The organism is Yinghuangia seranimata (assembly GCF_029953285.1).
Taxonomy (GTDB): domain Bacteria; phylum Actinomycetota; class Actinomycetes; order Streptomycetales; family Streptomycetaceae; genus Yinghuangia; species Yinghuangia seranimata.
In genome coordinates this window covers 77219-96668 of record NZ_JASAOI010000014.1, presented here as the reverse complement: position 1 = coordinate 96668, position 19450 = coordinate 77219, and the positions used below count along the sequence as shown (strand labels likewise).

Here is a 19450-nt window from a genome sequence, read left to right as displayed (position 1 = left end):
GGGGAGGCCACGTGATCACGGACCCGGACGAGGCGGTCGGCGACGCCGAGCGGGCACGCGCGCAGTACCTGGAGGCCGCAGCGAGCGGCGATCCGGACCGGGCCGCGGAGGCGGTGTTCCTGCTCGCCGCCCTCGAACGGAACCTCGGCCGGACGGCCGAGGCCCGGGCGGCGTTCGGGCGGGCGATCGCCACCGGGCACGCGGACGTCACCGCGCGGGCCTGGACGAACCTCGCGGTCCTGGAGGTCGTCGCCGGGCAGACCGAGGCGGCCCGCACGGCGTTCCGCGAGGCGATCGCCACCGGGCACCGCGACCACGCCCCGCAGGCGATGTTCAACCTCGCGCTGTTCGAGAGCAGGCAGGGCGACCTCGACGAGGCGCGCCGGCTCTACCGGGCCGCGATCGAGACCGGGCACCACGAGCACGCCCGCAAGGCCCTGCTCAACCTCGCCAACCTCGAGGCCGCGGAGGGCCGCAGGGAGCAGGCGCGCGAGCTGTACGCGTGGGCGATCGCCACCGGCGACCCGGAGACGGCGGCCCGGGCCCGCAGCGGTCTGGACAAGCTCACGCCGTCGTACGAGCCGAGCCCCGCGCCCTACGCGGGCGCGGACCCGGAGGTCGTGCGGCGCGCGCTCGGGGTCGACCTCGAGTCGATCACCGACGCCTGCTGGGCCAACGGCCGGCCCCGCTACGGCAGCGGGCACGTCGAGTTCGGGACCCGGGACGGCGGGTCGCACATGGTCTACCTGGACCGCCGCTCACAGGCCGACTTCCACGCCTTGATGTTCCTGAAGGAGCGGTTCGGGCTCGACACCTGACGCTGTCGAGGGCGCGGGGCACGGGACCGGGGCCGTCGGCGCCGGTCTCAGTCGACGCTGGGCCGGACGTTCCGGCCGCGCTTGAGCTCGTAGAAGCCCGGCGTGGCGGACACGAGGACCACTCCGTCCCACAGCAGTCCGGCCGCCTCGCCGCGCGGAACCGGCGTCACGACCGGGCCGAAGAACGCGTTCACGTCGCCGGCGGCGGAGGTGACGTGGATGGCCGGCGTCCCGAGGTCCTCGCCCACCGGGTCGAGGCCCGCCCGGTGGCTGGCCAGCAGCGCCTCGTCGTACTCAGCGGAGTCGGCCGCCGCGGCGAGCTCCGGCGCGAGCCCCAGTTCCGCCAGCACGTCGGCGTACAGCTCCGGGCCTATGGGCGTGCGGCTGTGGTGGATGCGGTTGCCGAACGCGGTGTAGAGGTCGCGCAGGACGTCGGCGCCGTACTTCTGCTCCGCGGCGGTCAGCACGCGGACCGGGCCGAGTGTGTCGCTCAGCCACTCCGCGTACCAGTCGTCGAGGCCCTCGCGGCCGTCGTTGAGGAGCCACAGGCTCATCACCTGGAAGCGCACGCGCACGTCGCGCACCTGCTCGACCTCGAGCAGCCAGCGGGAGGTGTTCCAGGCCCAGGGGCACTTGGGGTCGAACCACATGGCGACGTCGGTCACGGTCAACTCCTGGTAGACGAAGGAAGATTCGGGCGGGATTCGGCTCAGCGGTGCGCGTCGGCCGCGGGCTGCGGTTGCGTCTGCGAGGCGCCCGACTCGGCGACCGGGGCCGGCGGCGTCGTGTAGACCGCGTCGGCGGGCAGCCGCGGTTCCAGCCAGACGAGCAGCGCGGAGCCCGCCGTCGACGTCATCGCGAGCGCCAGCCACGGCAGCCGCCCGTCGACCGCGAGCAGTGCGGTGAACAGTGACGGGGCGACGGCCGACGACAGCCCCCACGAGAGCTGATACGTCGCCAGGTACCGGCCCCGGGCGTCCTCCGGCGCGGCACCGACGGACAGCGCGCCCGCGCTCGGGTTGTGCACCAACTCGCCGACGGTGTAGACGACGAGCAGGCCGAACAGGGCCACCACCAGCACGTGGCGCGGCAGTCCGTCGATCAGCGCGAACCCGGCGAACGCGCCCGTGAAGATCAGACCGCCGACCGCGGCCACGCGGGTACGCCGCCGCGCGCGGCGGGCCAGCCGCCCGACGGGGAGTCCGGCGAAGGCGCACAGCGCGGTGTTCACCGCGAACAGCGGGCCGGCGATCGAGTCCGACAGGTCGAGCTGCTCGACCGCGTACGCGGGCAGCAGCATGCTCAGCGCCGCGTACCCCAGCGCGATCAGGAAGTTCGCCGCGGTCAGCCCCGCGAACGGCCGGTCCTTGAGCACGTCGCTGTAGCGCGTCTTGGTACGCACCGCCGCCCGGTCCGTCTTGCCGGGCCGGACCCGCGCCGCCAGCAGCGCGGCGGCGAGGAAGCTGGCCGCGTTGATCCAGGCGGCGATGAGGAAGCCGGAGTCCCCCGCGAGGGTGATGACCAGCGCGGCGAGCAGCCCGCCCGCGCCGAGTCCGGCGTTGGCGACGCTGCGCCCGAGGGCCAACAGGCGGTCGCGCTGGGCGCCTTGGCTGATCTCGCCGATGAGCGCCTGCTGGGTCGCGGGGAACGCCCGTTCGCCCGCCGAGGTGACCAGCGCGATCGCGGCGAAGGCGGCCGGGGTGGTGCCCAGCGGGAAGGCCAGGAAGCCGAGCGCCCGGACCAGGTAGACGACCTGGCGGCACCGGTGGGCGCCGAACCGGTCGATGGCGGCGCCGGTGAGCGGCAGCGCGGCCATGCCGAGGAGGCCCGCGGCGGTGAGCGCGGCCCCGATGACCGTCAGGGAGAGGCCGGTGACGCGTTGGAAGAAGACCAGGCTGAACGGGACGTACATGCCGGTCCCGACGGCGTCGACGAGCATGCCCGTGATCAGGGCCCGCTCCCCCCGCACACGTTCCACGGTGCCTCCTCCCGACACGACGACAATTTAGCTTGGCGATAACTTAGCACTAAGCTACTTAGTGTCAATCTACTTACTGGGGTGCCGAGGGGGCATAGTGAGGGTCATGCACAAGGACCGTGTCGACGCGATCGGCGACCAGTGGCGCAGAGAGCGCCCCGACCTCGGCGACCTGCTCGCGATGGAGGTCTTCGGCCGGATCTACCGCATCGCGGACGCGGTCGGGAACCGCATGGAAGAGGCGTACGGCTGCTTCGGTATCGGCCGCGGCGAGTTCGACGTCCTGGCCACGCTGCGGCGCTCCGGCGAGCCGTACAGGCTGACCCCGAAACAGCTCGCCGGCACGCTCATGCTGACCACCGGGGGCATGACCGGCCGCCTCGACAAGCTGGAGAAGTCGGGCCTGATCGCCCGCGAACCCGACCCCGACGACCGCCGGTCGGTCCGCGCCCGGCTCACCCCGGAAGGCCGCGAGCTGGTCGACAACGCGGTCGCGGCGGGGCTGGAGGTGCAGCGCGCCGTGCTCGGCCGACTGTCGCCGGACGACGCGAAGCTGCTCGGGAACCTGCTGCGGGAGTTGCTCGACGCGGCCCGATGAGGGGGCGCCTGATCGCGCTCATCGCTGCCCGCTGAGGGGGTGGCTTGGCCTGACCGGGCTCAGCGCGGCCCCGGTCGTCTCGGGGCGCCCCCGCCGCGCGGCAGCCACCGGGTGAGGGCGCGGCGCGCCGGCACCGTCCACGAGAACAGCACGCATCCGATGACCGCTGCCTGGACCAGCGGCGTCCACGCCTTGGGATAGACGTTGCCCTCGATGTAGTAGTCGATGAAGCCGGTCGACGGGAGCGGCGACATCCCGGCGCGCTCCCGCGCCCAGGTCTCGAGGTACGTCAGCGGGCAGTCGACCGCGTCGGCCAGGATGAGCACACCCCAGATCGCGGCCGCGACGTGCGGCCAGATCAGCCGCGGCCGCCGCCAGGCCAGGAAGCCTCCCAGCACCACGTACAGCAGGAAGGCGACGTGGGAGACGACTGCCGCGCCCACCAGGATCCGGTAGCCCATACCCGGTTGATGCCCAGTCGGGCCGCTTCGTGTGCGCGGCGGCGTGGATCAGGCGTCGACGAGGGCCTGGGCCGAGGAGACTCCCGCCCCGAGGAGGGCGAGGTTGCCGACGTACGGGGACGACGGAACCGGCTGGAAGGAGACCACCAGCTGGTCGGCGTCGCCCGGCAGCGCGAGGGTCTCGTAGGCGAGCTCGAGCGGACCGGCCACCGGGTGGTTGATGCGCTTGACGCCGAAGGTCTTCTCCTTGACGTCGTATTCGGCCCACAGGCGACGGAACTCCGGGCTTCGATCGCTCAGTTCGTCGATGAAGGACGCGATGCGCGGGTCGCCGGGGTGGCGGGCGGCGTCCAGGCGCAGGTACGCGACGGTCTCGGAGACGACGCTCTCCCACTCGGCGTAGATCGCCGAACCGTCCGGGTCGAGGAACGCGTGGCGGGCCATGTTGCGCTCGCCGGGCGGGAACGACGCGAAGCCGTAGAGGGCGTCGCCGAGGGCGTTCCAGGCGAGGACGTCCATGCAACGGCCGAGCAGGAACGCCGGGGCGGCCATCAGGTCCAGCAGTGCCTGGACCTCGGGACGGACCACCTGACGGCTCCCCGACCGCCCCGCCCGCTCGGCGGCCCGCGCGGGGCGGGCCAGCGTGCGGAGATGCTCGTGCTCCGTCGGGTTCAGGCGCAGCACGCGGGCCACCGCGTCGAGCACCGAGTCGGAGACGCTCTGGCCGCGGCCCTGCTCCAGGCGGATGTAGTAGTCGACGCTGACCCCGGCGAGCTGCGCGACCTCCTCGCGACGCAGGCCCGGCACCCGACGGCGGCGGCCGAAGTCGGGCAGGCCGACGTCCTCGGGCTGCAGGCGGGAGCGACGGGAGCGGAGGAAGTCGCCGAGGTCGTCGAACGCGTCGTTCATGCGGCGAGCCTAGCGGCGGGCGGGCGCTTCGGCGTGGGAGCGCTGTCGAGGTGGTCTGCGCGGGCCCGGGAGGCCTGAGCGGCGCCGCTTTGATCGGCGTGCGGCCGGCGATGCTTTGGGTTCGGGCGGCGCGCTGCTTGGTGGCGCCTTGGGGCCTGGTTGCGGCTGGTGGGTGCGGCTCGGGGCTTGGCCGGCGCTGATGGGTGGTGCTTGCGGGCTTGGGTGCCGCTGTTGGGTGCGGCTTTGGGGGCTTGCCGGCACTGCTTTGGGCTTGGGTGGCGCTGCTTTGCTGCGGTTCTCGGCGGGTGGGTTCGCTTCGCCCCCACCCGCCGGCTCAACTTCAGGACGCCGCGTCCAGCGCCTCCTGCGGTGTCCGTCCCGACGGCGCCGCTTGGCGCCACGCGTCCGCTTCGCGGCGGTACGGGTACCACCTTGCGTCGCGTCCGTAGCGCAGTTGTACGCCGCGGGGCTCGTCGGTCCACCGGTTGCGGAGCGGCTGCAACGTGAGGTCCCGGTCTGCCTCGCGCGCCCACTCCCCCAGTGCGGCCGCCGCACGGGCCGCCTCCGGCTTGGCCGGGGTCCAGGTCTCCTCGAAGGCCGCCAGGCCCGCCGGGCCGTCGTAGGTCCAGGCGCGGACCGCACCGTCGAAGTCCGTCCGGCGCGGGGCCGAGGCGCGCAGCCGGGCGCACGCGTCGACCTCGCCGGGGTGCACCGCAGCGAAGCGGACCGCGTCGTGGTGCTCGCCGAGGCCTACGGACGCCGTGTCGCCGAGCAGCAACTCCCAGGCACGCAACGCCGCGTCGCGGGCCAGGAGGCGGAGTGCGGCGGCGGCCACGCCGGGTGCGTCCTCGGCGGCCGGGACGCCCGGCAGCGCCGGAGGCTCGCCCGGGGCTTCCGGCACCTCGGGCGGGTCCGGCAGCGGCGCCGGGTCGGTGGCGTACGCCTCGTGAGCGGGGGTCAGGTGTCGTGCCGGTGGCGTGTCTTCGGCCGATGCGGCGGTCGCCGCGGTGCCGCGCCGCTGTACCGCCGCAAAGAACGCCGCCTCGCCCAACCCCCGCATGAGCAGCAGGAGGAACGGGTCCTCGTCGAGCAGCCACGCCGCCTGGTACGCGAGCGCGGCCGCGTGGCGGCACGGGTGGCCCCACTCGTCGCAGTCGCACGCCGGGTCCAGGTCGCCGAGGCCCGGGAGCAGGGGTGCGCCCAGGTCCGCGGCGGCCGACGCGAGTTCGTGCGGCATGTCGCGGTGGAGCAGGGCCGCCACGTGCCCGGCCCGCCCGGCCACTTCGGCGACGAAGCGGTCCCACTGCGTGGCCGAGAACGGCTGCAGTGCCAGGGAGGTGTGGTGAGTGTCCTCGTCGCCCTCGACCGTCGCGGTGATCCGGCCCGCGCCGACCGTGATGGTTCCGACCCGTCCCGTGTAGGCGTACTTGCGCCCGTTCTTCAGCGCCTGGAGTTCGAGCGCGGAGTCCTCGATCGCCTGGATCCACGCACGGCCCCACCACGACCGGGCGAACGCGCGCCCGCCGCGGCGTCCGGCCGGGAACGCCGGGAAGCCTCGGGCTGCGTCGTTCTGCCCGGTGCCGAAGTCCCGCTTGTGGTGCCTGTCCTGACTCATGGTCGTCTCCCCCGTTGCTGTGGACTCGGTCATCGCGCGCTCCTCAGCTCGACGAGGTCGGCCAGTTCCGCGTCGGTGAGCTCGGTCAGCGCGGCCTCGCCCGAGGCGAGCACCGTGTCGGCGAGCGCCCGCTTCGACGCCAGGAGCCCCGCGATGCGGTCCTCGATGGTCCCTTCCGCAATGAGCCGGTGGACCTGCACCGGCCGGGTCTGCCCGATGCGGTACGCGCGGTCGGTGGCCTGGTCCTCGACGGCCGGGTTCCACCACCGGTCGAAGTGCACGACGTGGTCGGCGCGGGTCAGGTTGAGGCCGGTCCCGGCGGCCTTCAACGAGAGCAGGAACACGGGTACTTCGCCGGCCTGGAAGCGCGCGACCATCTCCTCGCGGCGCGGCACCGGCGTTCCGCCGTGCAGGAGTTGGGTGGCGACGCCGCGGCCGGCGAGATGGCGTTCGATCAGCCGCGCCATCGCGACGTACTGCGTGAACACCAGCACCGCGCCGTCCTCGGCGAGGATCGTGTCGACGAGTTCGTCGAGGAGTTCGAGTTTGCCCGAGCGCCCGTCGAGCTGCGGCTTGTCCTCCTTGAGGTACTGCGCCGGGTGGTTGCAGATCTGCTTGAGGCCGGTGAGCAGCTTGACGACCCGGCCGCGCCGGACGATGCCGCTGGTGCCCTCGATCTCGGCCATCAGCTCGCGCACCGTCGCCTCGTACAGCGCCGCCTGCTCGCGGGTGAGCGCGACGGGCTGGTCCGTCTCGGTCTTCGGCGGGAGTTCGGGCGCGATGCCCGGGTCGGACTTGCGGCGGCGGAGGAGGAACGGCGCGATCAGGCGGGCGAACCGTTCGGCGGTGCGCGGCTCGCGGCCCGACTCGATGGGCGCCGCCCAGCGCGTGCGGAACGCCCCGAGCGGGCCGAGCAGGCCGGGTGTCGTCCAGTCGAGGACGGCCCACAGCTCGGTGAGGTTGTTCTCCACCGGTGTTCCGGTGAGTGCGACGCGGGCGAGGGCGGGGATGCGGCGCAACTGCCTTGCGGTGCCTGAGCGGTGGTTCTTGACGTGCTGCGCCTCGTCGGCGACGAGCAGGCCCCAGCCGCGGTCGCCGTCGACGTCCGCACTGAGGCGGTCGGCGTCGCGGCGCATCGTGCCGTAGGTCGTCAGCACGAAGCCGTTGGCGAGCCCGTCCAGGTCGCGGCGCGTGCCGTGGAAGCGACGGACCGGCGTGCCGGGGGCGAACCGGGTGATCTCGCGTTCCCAGTTGCCGAGCAGCGACGCGGGGCACACCACCAGGGTCGGGCCGGCGGTGGTGGGGTCGGTCTGGCGGTGGAGGTGGAGGGCGATCAGGGTGACGGTCTTTCCGAGGCCCATGTCGTCGGCGAGGCAGCCGCCGAGGCCGAGTTCCGTCATCCGCGCGAGCCAACGCAGGCCGCGCAGCTGGTAGTCGCGCAGCGTGGCGGCGAGTGCTTCGGGTTGGTGGACGGGTTCGGTTCCGGAGTCGGGATCGGAGATGCGGTCTTTCAGCTGTTGCAGCCACCCACTGGCGGCTACCGGGACGCGGACGCCGTCCACGTCGGCGGTACCGGTGAGGGCGGCGCCGAGGGCGTCGATCGCGGTCAGTGGCTTGAGGTCGCGTTCGCGGGCCTTGCGGAGGAGTTCGGGGTCGACGAGGGTCCACCGGTCGCGGAGGCGGACGACCGGCCTGTGCGACTCGGCCAACGCGTCCATCTCGGCGTCGGTCAGATCGCTGTCGCCGAGCGCCAGGCGCCAGTTGAACGCGAACGCGGCGTCGCCGCCGAAGGTTGCGGGACGGGTCGGCCCCTCGTCTTTCGCGTTGTGGTTCTGGACCGGGCCGATCACCGCCTTCGCGGTCAGACGGCGCACCAGGTGCTTGGGCCAGTGGACGTCGACGCCCGCGGCGGACAGGGCGGCGGCGTACCGGCTGAGGAGCTCGCCGAGTTCGTCGTCCGCGAGTTCGACGCGGTCCGGGACGGGACGGTTGAGGAGACGTTCGAGGACGGGCCATGTGTCGGCGGCGCGGCTGATCGACGAGGTCGCGTCGAGACGGGCTCGGCTGCCGAAGCCCGGGGTGGGTTCGGTGTCCCAGAGGCGGGCGGCGTCGGTGACGAGGGTGGGGTCGGCCAGTGAGTGGGCCTGGACGACGAGCGTGAAGCCGCCGGTGGTGAGGTCGTCTTCGGGGGCTTCGACACGGAGGGACAGACGGAGTCCGCGGTCCCGGCCCGCGGCGACCTCGTCGGCCCAGGGGCGCAGGCGGGGGACGCGGAGAGGGGCGGTCGCCGCGAAGACCGGGGAGCCGGTGGCGCGGGCGGCGGCTGCACTGCGGGGCATGCCGTCGGCGATGGCGTCGAGGAGGGCTCTGACGAGGTCTTCGGTGCGGGCCAGTTCGAGGACGGTCGGGGTCGAGTCGGATGCCGGCACGGGCACGGCACGGGCTTCGGGCGGCATCGCCGCGGCGAGGTCCCGGACGCGTGCGAGATCGGCGGCGTCGAGCGGACCGGCCCGCCACGCGTCGTGGTCCCCAGGGGTGACGCCGGGGAGGATGCGGCCGCGGGCGACGAGTTGCAGAGCGGCGACGCAGACCGCGCCCCAGAAGGCGGCCGCGCGGTGGGCGCCGGGGGCGGTCCGGGCGCGGGTGAGGACGGGTACGGCGGAGGCGACCGGCAGGCGGAGGGCGGGGACGGTACGGAGGGCGACCGGGCCGCCTTCCGGGGGCGGTGCGGCGACCGGCACCTCGACGAGCTCTCCCGCGCCGGCGGGCAGGTCCACGCCGTCGGGGCTCCAGAAGTCGACGTGGCCGGCCCTGGGGGGATCGGCGGGGGTGAACACGGGCGCGCAGCGGGCGAGCGCGGCCGCCGCGGCGGGCGGGACGACCGGTGTGACGGCGGGTGGGACGGCGGGACCGGTGGTGCCGAGGGGCATGCGGGGGTCTCCCAGGGGGTCGAACATCACTCCGTACGATGTACCGTACGCCGTACGGAGTGCACAACGGGCAACGCCTCGGCATTGTTCCCCGCCCCACCGACGTCACCGAACCCCCGGCCGACGACCACCCGCGGCGTCGGCGCCCGGGAACGCGCGACGGCGGCCGAACGCCGAACGGCCGGGGGCCGCCGTGCGAGGATGGGCGCTGCCTGCACGGAGGAGGAGTCGCGGTGGAGCCGGTGGCCGACAGTGGCGCGATGCTCGCCGGGCAGCGGCGGGCGGTGATCCTCGAGGAGGTGCGCCGCCGCGGTGCGGTGCGCGTCGCGGAGCTGACCCGGCAGTTGAACGTCTCCGACATGACGGTCCGCCGCGACCTCGACGCGCTCGCGCGTGCGGGCGAGGTGGTGAAGGTGCACGGCGGCGCGGTCGCCCCCGAGGACACCCGGACCCACGAGCCGGACTTCGCGACGAAGTCGGCGCTGCAGTCGGCCGCCAAGCGCCAGATCGCCTTGGCCGCGGCGCGGCTCGTCGCACCGGGGTCGGCGATCGCGCTGTCCGGCGGAAGCACGGCGGCCGCGCTCGCACGGTCGCTGACCGACGTGGAGCGGCTCACGGTGGTGACCAACTCGGTGCCCGTGGCGGACGTGTTCGAGTCCGCGCGCCGCGAGGGGCGCGGCGCGGACGCACTGGTGGTGCTGACCGGCGGGGTGCGCACCCGCTCCGACGCCCTGGTGGGCCCGGTGGCGGACCAGGCGATCCGGTCGCTGAACTTCGACGTCCTGTTCCTCGGCGTGCACGGCCTGTCCGCGCAGGCCGGACTGTCCAGCCCCAACCTCGCCGAGGCGGAGACGAACCGGCTCCTGGTGGCGTCGGCGCGGCGCGTCGTCGTGGTGGCCGACCACACGAAGTGGGGCGTCGTCGGGCTGTCGTCGTTCGCCGCCTTGGACGAGGTCGACACCTGGGTGACGGACGCAGGGCTGCCGGACGACGTCGGGGAGGCAGCCCGGCAGTCGGTGCGCGAAGTCCTCGTGGCCGCGACGGACGCGTAGCCGCCGCACAACCCCATCGCTTCAGGAATCAACAAATTCCAACAGCCTCAGCTGCTGATGCTCGATCACCACGCAAGATCGAACAGAGAAATCAACAAAATCGACCAGACTCCCGCTAGGGTGCTCCGCGGCGCGGATGCCCCCGTCCGCACCGTCCCCCGACCGTGTGGGAGATCTGCCTGCCGTGAACGCCATCAACCGCCGTCGCTTCCTCCAGCTGACGGGCGGCACCGCCGCCCTGTCCGCGCTGTCCGCGCCCATCGCCCGCGCCGCCGCGATCCCCGCCAACCGGCGCACCGGCACCATCCAGGACATCGAGCACATCGTCGTCCTCGTCCAGGAGAACCGGTCGTTCGACCACTACTTCGGCACGCTGCGCGGCGTGCGCGGCTTCGGCGACCCGCGCCCGGCGACGCAGCCCAACGGCAAGCCGGTGTGGTACCAGTCGGACGGCGCCAAGGACGTCCTGCCGTTCCGCCCCGACCACAACGGCCTGGGCGACGTGTTCCTCCAGGGGACCCCGCACGGCTGGGACGACGGCCACGACGCGTGGAACGGCGGCGCGTACGACCGGTGGATACCGGCGAAGACGACCACGACGATGGCGCACCTGACGCGTGACGACATCCCGTTCCACTTCGCGCTCGCCGACGCGTTCACCATCTGCGACGCGTACCACTGCTCGCTCATGGGCCCGACCGACCCGAACCGCTACTACATGTGGACCGGCTACACCGGCAACGACGGCAAGGGCGGCGGCCCCGTCATCTCCAACGCCGAACTCGGCTACGGCTGGACGACCTACCCCGAGCGCCTGGAGCAGGCGGGCGTCTCCTGGAAGATCTACCAGGACATCGGCGACGGCCTCGACGGACCCGGCTCGTGGGGCTGGACCAACGACGCGTTCATCGGCAACTACGGCGACAACGCGCTGCTCTACTTCAACCAGTACCGCACCGCCGCCCCCGGCAACCCGCTGTACGACAAGGCCCGCACCGGCACCAACAGCAAGGCCGGCGAAGGCTTCTTCGACATCCTCCGTGCCGACGTCAAGGCGAACCGGCTCCCGCAGGTCTCCTGGATCGCCGCGCCCGAGGCGTTCACCGAGCACCCGAACTGGCCGGTCAACTTCGGCGCCTGGTACACCTCCCAGGTCCTCGACGCGCTGACCGCCAACCCCGACGTGTGGAGCAAGACCGCGCTGCTCATCACGTACGACGAGAACGACGGCTTCTTCGACCACGTCGTGCCGCCCTACCCGCCCGCGTCCCCCGCCCAGGGCCGGTCCACCGTGTCGACGGACGGCGAGCTCTTCACCCCGACGGCCGCCACCCCGGGGCGGCCCGGACCGTACGGACTCGGCCAGCGCGTCCCCATGACGGTCGTATCGCCGTGGAGCACCGGCGGGTTCGTGTGCTCCGAGACGTTCGACCACACCTCGATCATCCGCTTCATCGAGACCCGCTTCGGCGTGCGCGAGCCGAACATCTCGCCGTGGCGCCGCGCCGTGTGCGGGGACCTCACGTCGGCGTTCGACTTCCGCCGCACCGAGCCGCACACGCCGCACCTGCCCAGCACGTCCGGGTACGTCCCCGCCGACCACGGCCGGCACCCCGACTACGTCCCGACGCCGCCCACGAACCCGGCGCTGCCCAAGCAGGAGCACGGGGTGCGGCCCGCACGGCCGCTGCCGTACCGCCTGGACGCCGACGCGCGCCTTGCCGCCGACGGCACGCTGCGCGTGGAGTTCGCCAACACCGGTGCCGCGGGGGCGTGTTTCCACGTCACCTCGGCCACGCACCCCGCCGGCCCGTGGACGTACACCGTGGAAGCCGGCAAGCGGCTCACCGCCGAATGGCGGCCCGCGGGCGACGCCTACGCGTTCACCGTGCACGGCCCCAACGGCTTCCACCGCGAGTTCAAGGGCGGCACGGCCGCCGCGGGCCCGGAGGTGGACGCGCGCCAGACCGGCGCCGCCGAGCACCTTCAGCTGACCCTGACCAACGAGGGCCGGGAGCCGGTCGAACTCGTCGTCGCCGACGCCTACAACCCCCGCGGCGGCGCCCAGTACCGCCTGCGGCCGGGCGGACGGGCCGTGCACAACGCCCGTCTCGGCGCCACCGACGGCTGGTACGACGTGACCGTCACCGCGGCGGGCGCGCCGGGCTTCCTGCGCCGGCTCGCGGGCCACGTGGAAACCGGACGCGCCAGCACCAGCGACCCCGGCAACCTGTGAGGTGAACGCCGGGGTGGACGGGCCCGCCGCCGACGGGCCCGTCCACCCGGCACACCGGCTCGGGGATCACCCCGGTACCGCGGTCCGGCCGTCTATCCAGGCCTCGATCCCGTCCAGCACCCGCTGGAGTCCGAACTCGAAGCCTTCCTCCGGCGGTGTCTCGAACGCCCCGGCGGCCCACACTCCGTACAGCGCCGGGTACCGGCTCTGCTGGATGAACCGCTCCAACATCGGCGTCGCCTGCGCCCACCAGTCCTCGTAGCCGACGTCCGTCTCGCGGTTCGTGGCGCCGATGTCGGCGCTGATCTGGGCGACGCCGCGCACATATCCGTCGACCATGTTGACCACGTCCGCCATCTCGCGCGGGGTCAGCCCGATGTCCGAGACGGCGCGCATCGCGAACTCGGCGCGGGCGGTCTCGCCGGGGCCCATCAGCATCAGGCCCGGTGTCGACAGCCCGACCAGCCACGGGTGCCGCAGCGCGACCGCGCGGTCGGCGCGTGCGTGGAGTTCGAGGCCCTCGCGCCACGTGCCGGTGAAGTCCGCGGGGCGGTCCGCCTCCGCCAGGACGGCGTCGACCATCAGGTTCAGGAGTTCGTCCTTGCCCGGGACGTAGGTGTAGAGCGACATCGCGCCGACGCCCAGCCGCTCCGCGACCTTCCGCATCGACACGGCGGCGAGGCCTTCCTCGTCGGCGAGTTCGACGGCCGCCGCGACGATGCGGTCCACGCCGAGTCCCGGCTTGGGCCCCCGCGCCGCCGGCTCCTTGCCGCGCCACAGCAGGGCGAGCGTGCGCGCCGGATCGGACCTGCCGGTTTTCGCCGATGCCATCAGACCGCCCTCGACATGTGCGTACGCCGCACGGAGCCGATCTCCGTACGGCGTACTCAGTTTAGGCGGGGCGCGTCGGGCGTGGCGGCGCCGGGCCCGTGGCGCGGCCCGTCCGGCGTGAGGTGGTTATCAGAACAGGGTCGGCTGCGGCGCCTCTCGTGCGCCTTCGATGGTGAGCATCTGCATCTTCGTCGCCACACCCCCGTGCGCCGAGAACCCGCCCGACGCCCCGCCGGCCGCCAGCACGCGGTGGCACGGGACGACGATCGCGCACGGGTTGTGGCCGAGCGCGTAGCCGACCGCCCGCGCGGCGCCCGGCATGCCGAGCGCTCGGGCGACCTCGCCGTAGGTCATCGTGCGGCCGGGCGGGATGGCTCGCGCCACCTCGTAGACGCGCTGATGGAACGCCGGGACGCCGTCGAGGTCGAGGGTGATCTCGTGCAGGTCGCCGCCTTCGCCGCGCAGGAGCGCCTGGATGCCCTTGACGGCGGCGGCGACCTCGGGCGGCGGTTCGGCCTCCGGGTGGCCGTCCGGCATCCGGGCCCGCAAAGCGGCGTCGTCGCGCTCCGGGAGCTGGACGCGGCAGACCCCACGCGGCCCCCATGCGATGCCGCACCGGCCTATCGCGGTGTCGAAGACCGCCGATCCAGGTGACGCCGTTCCCGTCATGCCTTCAGTCTGCCTTCCCGTGCACCCCCGCGACCGCGCGGTCAGCCCACGCTGACGCAGAACTGGTTGCCCTCGTTGTCGGCGAAGACGATCCAGCCGCCGGAGTCCTCGCCGTGGCGCGCGACCCGGGTGGCGCCGAGGCCCTCGAGGCGCTCGGCCTCGGCGGTGAGGTCGTCGACGTAGAGCTCGAGGTGCAGGCGGTTCTTGCCCACCCGCGGTTCCGGGACGACGTTGAGGCACAGGCCCGGGCCGGACTTGTCCGGGTCGGTCAGGTACGTGTACGAGTCGTCCCCGGAGTCGACCGCGTAACCGGTGGCCGCCGTCCAGAACGCGGTGGCCGCCGCGAGATCGTTGGTGTCGATGCTGACCGCGCCGATACGCACAGACATGAGAGGTCGCTTTCTTTCGCAGGAATATCCGAGCACTTTCCGACGTAACCTTCTAAGCAAGAACACTAGTTACTGTAACCGGCTATCGTCAATAGCAGGTTGGACGGGACCGCATGCCCGAGCACGACCCCACGCCCGAGCCCGCCGCGGACGCCGCCCCCGGTGTGCTCGCCCGCATCGAGGACCTGGTCAACACGTACGGCGTCGAGCACGACACCGAGGCGCTCGCCGACCCCGCCGCGATCGCCGCCTGGTTCGCCGGCCGCGACCTGCTGCCCGCCGGGGCACCGGTCGACGACGCCGACGTCGCCCGCACCCACGCCGTACGCGAGGGCCTGCGCGCCCTCATCGCCCGCAACAACGCCGACGGCCCGCCCTCCCCCGACGACGCCGCCCGGCTCGCCGGCCTGACCGCGCTCGCCCGCGAACTCCCGCTCGTCCTGGATCCCTCGGCCGATCCGGCTGCGCTCGTCCCGGCCGCGACCGGCACCGTGGACGCGGCACTCGCCCGCCTGCTGGGCGACGTGGCCGCCGCGGTCACCGCGGGGACCTGGAGCCGCATGAAGGCCTGCCGCAACGACGACTGCCGCTGGGCGTACTACGACCACTCGCGCAACCGCTCTCGGGCGTGGTGTTCGATGGCGTACTGCGGGAACCGGGCGAAGGCGCGGGCGTTCCGCAGCCGGGCTCAGTGACGGCGGGGGCGGGTATCTCGGCGGGCGGTGGGCGCCCGTCGACCGCCTCCTGGCCGGGCGCCACCGCCGCGTCCGAAATCCGCCAGTCGTTCGTCACCGCGACCCCGCATGATGGAGGGGTGCCCGACACCTTCACCGCCCGCTACCAGGTCATCAGCAGCCGCGACGCCCGCTTCGACGGCAGCTTCTACACGGCTGTATCAAGCACCGGCATCTACTGCCGCCCGAGTTGTCCGGCCCGCACTCCCAAGCCCGAGAACGTCTCGTTCTTCTCCACCGCCGCGGCCGCCCAGGCCGCCGGCTTCCGCGCCTGCAAGCGCTGCCGCCCCGAGGCCAGCCCCGGCTCGCCCGACTGGGACATCCGCGCCGACCTGGTCGGCCGCGCGCTGCGGCTGATCGCCGACGGCGTCGTCGACGAGGGCGGCGTTTCCGCGCTCGCCCGCCGCCTCGCGGTCAGCGAGCGCCACCTGCACCGCCAGATGGTCGGCGAGGTCGGCACCGGCCCGCTCGCGCTCGCCCGCATGCGCCGGGCGCAGACCGCCCGCATGCTCCTCGAGGCCACCGACCTGCCGATCACGCAGATCGCGTTCGCGGCCGGTTACGCGAGTGTGCGGCAGTTCAACGAGAGCATGGCCGAGGCGTTCGGCTGCACGCCGAGCGAGCTGCGCCGCCGACGGCGCCCGACCGGCCCCGGCGCGGACGGCGAGGGCGACATCGTCCTGCGGCTCCAGCACCGTCGGCCCTATGCGCTCGACCCCATCCTCGGATTCCTCGGGACGCGGGCGATCGGCGGTGTCGAGGAGGTCGTCCCCGCGGGGACGGACGGCGCAGGAGGCATGGTCTCCTATCGGCGCAGCCTCCGGTTGCCGCGCCGCACCGGCATCATGACCGTCACGCCGCACCCCGAGGCCGGGTTCGCGACGCTGCGGCTGCGCCTGGAGGACCTGCGCGACCTGACCGCCGCCGTGCAGCGCTGCCGCCGGCTGTTCGACCTGGACGCCGACCCGCAGGGTGTCGACGAAGTGCTCGGCGCCGACCCGCTGTTGGCTCCGCTGGTCGCCGCCCGGCCCGGGCTGCGCGTGCCCGGGCACGTCGACGGCTTCGAGCTCGCGGTCCGCGCCGTGCTCGGGCAGCAGGTCACCGTCAAGGGCGCCCGCACGCTCGCCGAGCGCATCGTCGCCAAGCTCGGCTGCCCGCTTGCCTCGGCGGACGGGACGCTGACGCACATGTTCCCCAGCGCCGAACAGGTCGCCGAGGACGACCTGAGCGGTATCGGGCTGACCAACGCGCGCATCACCGCGCTGCGCGCCGTCGCGCGTGCGGTCGCGGACGGCGACGTCGTCCTCGACCCCGGCGCCGACCGCGACGAGACCGAACGCGGACTCCTCGCCCTGCCCGGCATCGGCCCGTGGACCGCGTCCTACATCGCGATGCGCGCGCTCGGCGACCCCGACGCCATCCCCGTCACCGATCTGGGAGTTCGGCAGGCACTGCGCTCGCTCGGCGCCGACGACGAAGCCCGGGCCGCGACGGCCCGCGCCGAGGCTTGGCGGCCCTGGCGCGCGTACGCCGCGATGCACCTGTGGACGCACCTGTCCGACGTCGTCGCCGACGCTCCGGCCGCGGAGTCCGCGGCCTGACCGCTCGGCCTCGGTCGCTCAGCTGTCGCCCAGTCGTCGCTCGGCTCAGCGCCGGTCCAGGCCCTCCTGGTGAGCCTCCCGCGCCGCCAGCAATGCCGGCAGGTTCTCGGCGGCCCATTCCCGGCAGGCCTGGATCGGCCCGAGCAACGTCCGCCCGAGGTCGGTCAGTTCGTACTCGACGCGCGGCGGCGTCTCCGGGTAGGCGGTCCGCGTCACCATGCCGTCCCGCTCGAGCGCCCGCAGCGTCTCGGTGAGCACCTTGGGCGTGATCCCGCGCAGCGGCACCTTCAACTCCGAGAACCGCCGCGGCCCGTCGGCGAGACACGCCACGACCATGCCCGCCCACTTCTCGCCGATGCGGATCGGCATCGCGCTCTGCGGGCAGGCCGGGTCGAAGAAGTCCGCGGTGAGCGGGGCGGGGGCGGTCGTGTCGCGGGTGTCGGGCATAGCTGTGACGCTAGCGGATCACCAGAGCAGGGGCGGCAGTTGGGCGCATCCAACCGACAGGTAGGATGCGCGCCTCACATCACGCCGTCCCAGGAGCACGAAAGCGTGGACACCCCGAGAGATCCCGAGCCGGACGCCGCCGCGGAACCTGTCGCCGACGCCGTTCCGGACGCCGCCGAGACCGGTCCGGAGACCGGTCCCGAGCCAGGCCCCGACGCCGCCCCTCAGCCCGCCGCGACACCCGGGCCCGGGCCCGGCGTCGGCTTCGCCGGACAGCCCTATCAGCAGCCGTACCAGCAGGCTTACCCGCACCCGTACCCCTACGGCTACCAGGGCTACAACCCGCCGCCGGGCTGGCACCCCGACCGCACCAACCGCTTCGCGATCACCTCGCTGGTCACGTCGCTGACCTGCCTGTGGCCGGTCGGCCTGGGCTTCGGCATCGCGGCGCTGTCCCAGATACGCCGGCGCGGCGAACGCGGCAAGGGCCTGGCGATCGCCGGTGTCGTGATCTCCTCGCTCATGGCGGCTTTCGCCGTCACGCTGGTCACCCTGATCGCCACGGGCGTCATCGACACCGACGACGACCCCGAGCGGGACGACAACGGCGCCGTGACGCAGTCCGGCGACATCGACGTCACCACGCTGCGCAAGGGCGACTGCTTCAGCGACCGGACCACGGAACACCCGATGAACCCCGGTGAAGAGGCCCACCGGCGCTCGATCGTGGTCCGCGTCGTCCCGTGCACCGAGCCGCACACGGCGGAGGTCACGGGCGACTACACGCTGCCCGGCGACACCTACCCCGGCGACGCGCCCGTCAAGTCCGGGGCCATGCAGCGGTGCCAGGAAGTCCTCGGGGACTACGCCATGGACATCCGGGCCTACGACGAGCAGCTCCAGGTCTTCTACTACCGGCCCGACGCCATGTCGTGGGCGCGCGGCAACCACCGGGTCATCTGCACCGCGGGAACCGGGTCCTCGGTCCGCGCCTCCATCCGCCGCGACGAGACGAACCTGAACGCCGACCAACTCGCGTACCTCAAGGCGGTGCGCATCTACAACAACGCTCCGGACGCGCCCGAGGCCGACATCGACGAGACGAACCTGAAGGAGTATCAGGACTGGGCCGCCGCAATGGTGAAGGCACTGCAGGGTGAGGCCGACGCCTTGGAAGCGCACACGTTCCCGGCGGCGGCGGCCCCGCACGTTGCCGCGCTCGTGGCGAAGGACCGGGCTCGCATACCGGCGTTCCAGGCGCTCGCCGCGGCGCCCGACGTGGACTCGTTCATCAGCGCCTTCAAGAAGGTGCCCAGCGCCGGCGGCTCCGAGGCCACCCGGGCCCGCGACGCGCTCGGTCTCGCCAACGGTCCTACGACGACCGGCTGATCCGCGCCGTCGAAGGCGCGCCCGGACCTCGTCCGGGCGCGCCTCGGTTTCGTTGAAGTAACCGGTATCCGATCCATACCGTTGCAGGCAGCGGCGGGGAAAAGCCCCGCCGCTCGGTACGGAGCGGAGCCATGTCATGAGCGAAAACAACACCAGGACCGTCGTCTTCGGCGCCGGCGGCAAGGCCGGACGGCGGACGGTCGCCGAGGCGGTCGCGCGCGGGCATCACGTGACCGCCGTCGTGCGTGACCCTGCTTCGCACGCCGAGCTCGCGGGTGAGCGCGTCACCCTCGTCCAGGGTGATGTGACGGACGCCGAGTCGGTCGCGGCCGTCGCCGCCGGGCACGACGCCGCGGTGAACGCGGCCGCCCGGCTCGACGTCCCGTCTACGGACTTCTACCCCGCCGCAACCCGCGCCCTGATCGACGGGCTGCGGCGTGCGGGCGTGGCGCGCCTCGTGGCCGTTGGCATCGGCACCGTGTTGGAGACCGCGCCCGGTGTGCCGTTGCACGACGCGCCCGACACGCCCGCCGAGGTGCGTGCGTTCTCGCTCGGTCACCTCGCCGAACTCGAGATCCTGCGCGGAGAGTCCGGGCCCGACCTGGACTGGCTGGTGGTCGCCCCGCCGCCGGTGTTCCTGGACGCAGAGGCGGAGCGCACCGGCACGTACCGGATCGGCGGCACGGCGCTGCTGCCCGACGCCGAGACGTTCTCGTACGCCGATTTGGCGGTCGTGCTTGTCGACGAGATCGACAACCCCAAGCACCACCGGGTGCTGGTCGCGGTCGCCTGA

18 protein-coding genes are annotated in these 19450 nt (G+C 73.3%); 8 read left to right on the top strand and 10 right to left on the bottom strand.

All coding sequences use genetic code 11. From position 1 onward, the window contains the following. The first annotated feature begins 11 nt into the window (after positions 1 to 11). The gene (locus tag QI554_RS10100; protein ID WP_281468265.1) at positions 12 to 818 is read left to right on the top strand and encodes a tetratricopeptide repeat protein; all 807 of its coding nucleotides are present in this window, start codon (positions 12 to 14) and stop codon (positions 816 to 818) included. Between the two features lie 47 nt (positions 819 to 865). On the opposite strand, the gene QI554_RS10095 is transcribed toward QI554_RS10100, so the two are convergent. Together QI554_RS10095 and QI554_RS10090 are read right to left on the bottom strand one after the other, a co-directional pair. Next, positions 866 to 1468 carry a mycothiol-dependent nitroreductase Rv2466c family protein gene (locus tag QI554_RS10095; RefSeq protein ID WP_281468713.1) on the bottom strand — a complete coding sequence of 201 codons (603 nt, stop codon included), beginning with the start codon at positions 1466 to 1468 and terminating at the stop codon, positions 866 to 868. A 59-nt stretch (positions 1469 to 1527) separates the two neighbouring features. After that, positions 1528 to 2796, bottom strand: a complete 1269-nt coding sequence (locus QI554_RS10090; RefSeq protein WP_281468263.1) for an MFS transporter — start codon at positions 2794 to 2796, stop codon at positions 1528 to 1530. Positions 2797 to 2902: 106 nt separating this feature from the next. Between QI554_RS10090 and QI554_RS10085 the strand changes: the two genes are divergently transcribed. Next, positions 2903 to 3394 carry a MarR family winged helix-turn-helix transcriptional regulator gene (locus QI554_RS10085; protein ID WP_281468261.1) on the top strand — a complete coding sequence of 164 codons (492 nt, stop codon included), beginning with the start codon at positions 2903 to 2905 and terminating at the stop codon, positions 3392 to 3394. 59 nt (positions 3395 to 3453) lie between these two features. On the opposite strand, the gene QI554_RS10080 is transcribed toward QI554_RS10085, so the two are convergent. The 4 genes from QI554_RS10080 to QI554_RS10065 form a co-directional block, all read right to left on the bottom strand. Then, positions 3454 to 3855, bottom strand: a complete 402-nt coding sequence (locus QI554_RS10080; protein ID WP_281468259.1) for a DUF2784 domain-containing protein — start codon at positions 3853 to 3855, stop codon at positions 3454 to 3456. A gap of 48 nt (positions 3856 to 3903) precedes the next feature. Then, complete coding sequence (locus tag QI554_RS10075) at positions 3904 to 4764, bottom strand: helix-turn-helix transcriptional regulator (protein WP_281468257.1); 861 nt, start codon at positions 4762 to 4764, stop codon at positions 3904 to 3906. 340 nt (positions 4765 to 5104) lie between these two features. After that, positions 5105 to 6379 carry an SWF or SNF family helicase gene (locus QI554_RS10070; RefSeq protein ID WP_281468255.1) on the bottom strand — a complete coding sequence of 425 codons (1275 nt, stop codon included), beginning with the start codon at positions 6377 to 6379 and terminating at the stop codon, positions 5105 to 5107. A 29-nt stretch (positions 6380 to 6408) separates the two neighbouring features. Beyond that, positions 6409 to 9309: a DEAD/DEAH box helicase gene (locus tag QI554_RS10065; RefSeq protein WP_281468253.1), complete on the bottom strand. Its 2901-nt coding sequence runs from the start codon at positions 9307 to 9309 to the stop codon at positions 6409 to 6411. Positions 9310 to 9551: 242 nt separating this feature from the next. On the opposite strand from QI554_RS10065, the gene QI554_RS10060 reads away from it, so the two are divergent. After that, complete coding sequence (locus QI554_RS10060) at positions 9552 to 10361, top strand: DeoR/GlpR family DNA-binding transcription regulator (protein ID WP_281468711.1); 810 nt, start codon at positions 9552 to 9554, stop codon at positions 10359 to 10361. Between the two features lie 184 nt (positions 10362 to 10545). After that, the gene (locus tag QI554_RS10055) at positions 10546 to 12597 is read left to right on the top strand and encodes a phosphocholine-specific phospholipase C (protein ID WP_281468252.1); all 2052 of its coding nucleotides are present in this window, start codon (positions 10546 to 10548) and stop codon (positions 12595 to 12597) included. A 66-nt stretch (positions 12598 to 12663) separates the two neighbouring features. On the opposite strand, the gene QI554_RS10050 is transcribed toward QI554_RS10055, so the two are convergent. The 3 genes from QI554_RS10050 to QI554_RS10040 form a co-directional block, all read right to left on the bottom strand. Further along, positions 12664 to 13428 (bottom strand): TetR/AcrR family transcriptional regulator, encoded by a 765-nt coding sequence (locus tag QI554_RS10050; protein ID WP_281468251.1) that lies wholly within the window; start codon positions 13426 to 13428, stop codon positions 12664 to 12666. A 129-nt stretch (positions 13429 to 13557) separates the two neighbouring features. Next, the gene (locus QI554_RS10045) at positions 13558 to 14097 is read right to left on the bottom strand and encodes a methylated-DNA--[protein]-cysteine S-methyltransferase (protein ID WP_281468249.1); all 540 of its coding nucleotides are present in this window, start codon (positions 14095 to 14097) and stop codon (positions 13558 to 13560) included. Between the two features lie 41 nt (positions 14098 to 14138). Further along, positions 14139 to 14486, bottom strand: a complete 348-nt coding sequence (locus tag QI554_RS10040) for a VOC family protein (RefSeq protein ID WP_281468247.1) — start codon at positions 14484 to 14486, stop codon at positions 14139 to 14141. A gap of 113 nt (positions 14487 to 14599) precedes the next feature. On the opposite strand from QI554_RS10040, the gene QI554_RS10035 reads away from it, so the two are divergent. Beyond that, positions 14600 to 15181, top strand: coding sequence for a CGNR zinc finger domain-containing protein (locus QI554_RS10035; RefSeq protein ID WP_281468245.1), 582 nt, complete (start codon positions 14600 to 14602; stop codon positions 15179 to 15181). 119 nt (positions 15182 to 15300) lie between these two features. Continuing rightward, positions 15301 to 16821, top strand: coding sequence for an AlkA N-terminal domain-containing protein (locus tag QI554_RS10030; protein ID WP_281468243.1), 1521 nt, complete (start codon positions 15301 to 15303; stop codon positions 16819 to 16821). Positions 16822 to 16866: 45 nt separating this feature from the next. Here QI554_RS10030 and QI554_RS10025 read toward each other — a convergent pair whose 3' ends face one another. After that, positions 16867 to 17268 carry a winged helix-turn-helix transcriptional regulator gene (locus QI554_RS10025; RefSeq protein ID WP_281468241.1) on the bottom strand — a complete coding sequence of 134 codons (402 nt, stop codon included), beginning with the start codon at positions 17266 to 17268 and terminating at the stop codon, positions 16867 to 16869. A gap of 105 nt (positions 17269 to 17373) precedes the next feature. On the opposite strand from QI554_RS10025, the gene QI554_RS10020 reads away from it, so the two are divergent. Together QI554_RS10020 and QI554_RS10015 are read left to right on the top strand one after the other, a co-directional pair. Next, positions 17374 to 18657 (top strand): DUF4190 domain-containing protein, encoded by a 1284-nt coding sequence (locus QI554_RS10020; protein ID WP_281468239.1) that lies wholly within the window; start codon positions 17374 to 17376, stop codon positions 18655 to 18657. Positions 18658 to 18793: 136 nt separating this feature from the next. Then, entirely contained in the window at positions 18794 to 19450 is a 657-nt protein-coding gene (locus QI554_RS10015) for an NAD(P)-dependent oxidoreductase (RefSeq protein WP_281468237.1), read from the top strand.

Coding starts and splice junctions, on each gene's coding strand:
- QI554_RS10085 (WP_281468261.1), top strand. CDS start 2,903: ATGCACAAGGACCGTGTCGACGCGATCGGCGACCAGTGGCGCAGAGAG.
- QI554_RS10035 (WP_281468245.1), top strand. CDS start 14,600: ATGCCCGAGCACGACCCCACGCCCGAGCCCGCCGCGGACGCCGCCCCC.
- QI554_RS10070 (WP_281468255.1), bottom strand. CDS start 6,379: ATGAGTCAGGACAGGCACCACAAGCGGGACTTCGGCACCGGGCAGAAC.
- QI554_RS10065 (WP_281468253.1), bottom strand. CDS start 9,309: ATGCCCCTCGGCACCACCGGTCCCGCCGTCCCACCCGCCGTCACACCG.
- QI554_RS10025 (WP_281468241.1), bottom strand. CDS start 17,268: ATGCCCGACACCCGCGACACGACCGCCCCCGCCCCGCTCACCGCGGAC.
- QI554_RS10050 (WP_281468251.1), bottom strand. CDS start 13,428: ATGGCATCGGCGAAAACCGGCAGGTCCGATCCGGCGCGCACGCTCGCC.
- QI554_RS10040 (WP_281468247.1), bottom strand. CDS start 14,486: ATGTCTGTGCGTATCGGCGCGGTCAGCATCGACACCAACGATCTCGCG.
- QI554_RS10095 (WP_281468713.1), bottom strand. CDS start 1,468: ATGTGGTTCGACCCCAAGTGCCCCTGGGCCTGGAACACCTCCCGCTGG.
- QI554_RS10015 (WP_281468237.1), top strand. CDS start 18,794: ATGAGCGAAAACAACACCAGGACCGTCGTCTTCGGCGCCGGCGGCAAG.
- QI554_RS10075 (WP_281468257.1), bottom strand. CDS start 4,764: ATGAACGACGCGTTCGACGACCTCGGCGACTTCCTCCGCTCCCGTCGC.
- QI554_RS10045 (WP_281468249.1), bottom strand. CDS start 14,097: ATGACGGGAACGGCGTCACCTGGATCGGCGGTCTTCGACACCGCGATA.
- QI554_RS10080 (WP_281468259.1), bottom strand. CDS start 3,855: ATGGGCTACCGGATCCTGGTGGGCGCGGCAGTCGTCTCCCACGTCGCC.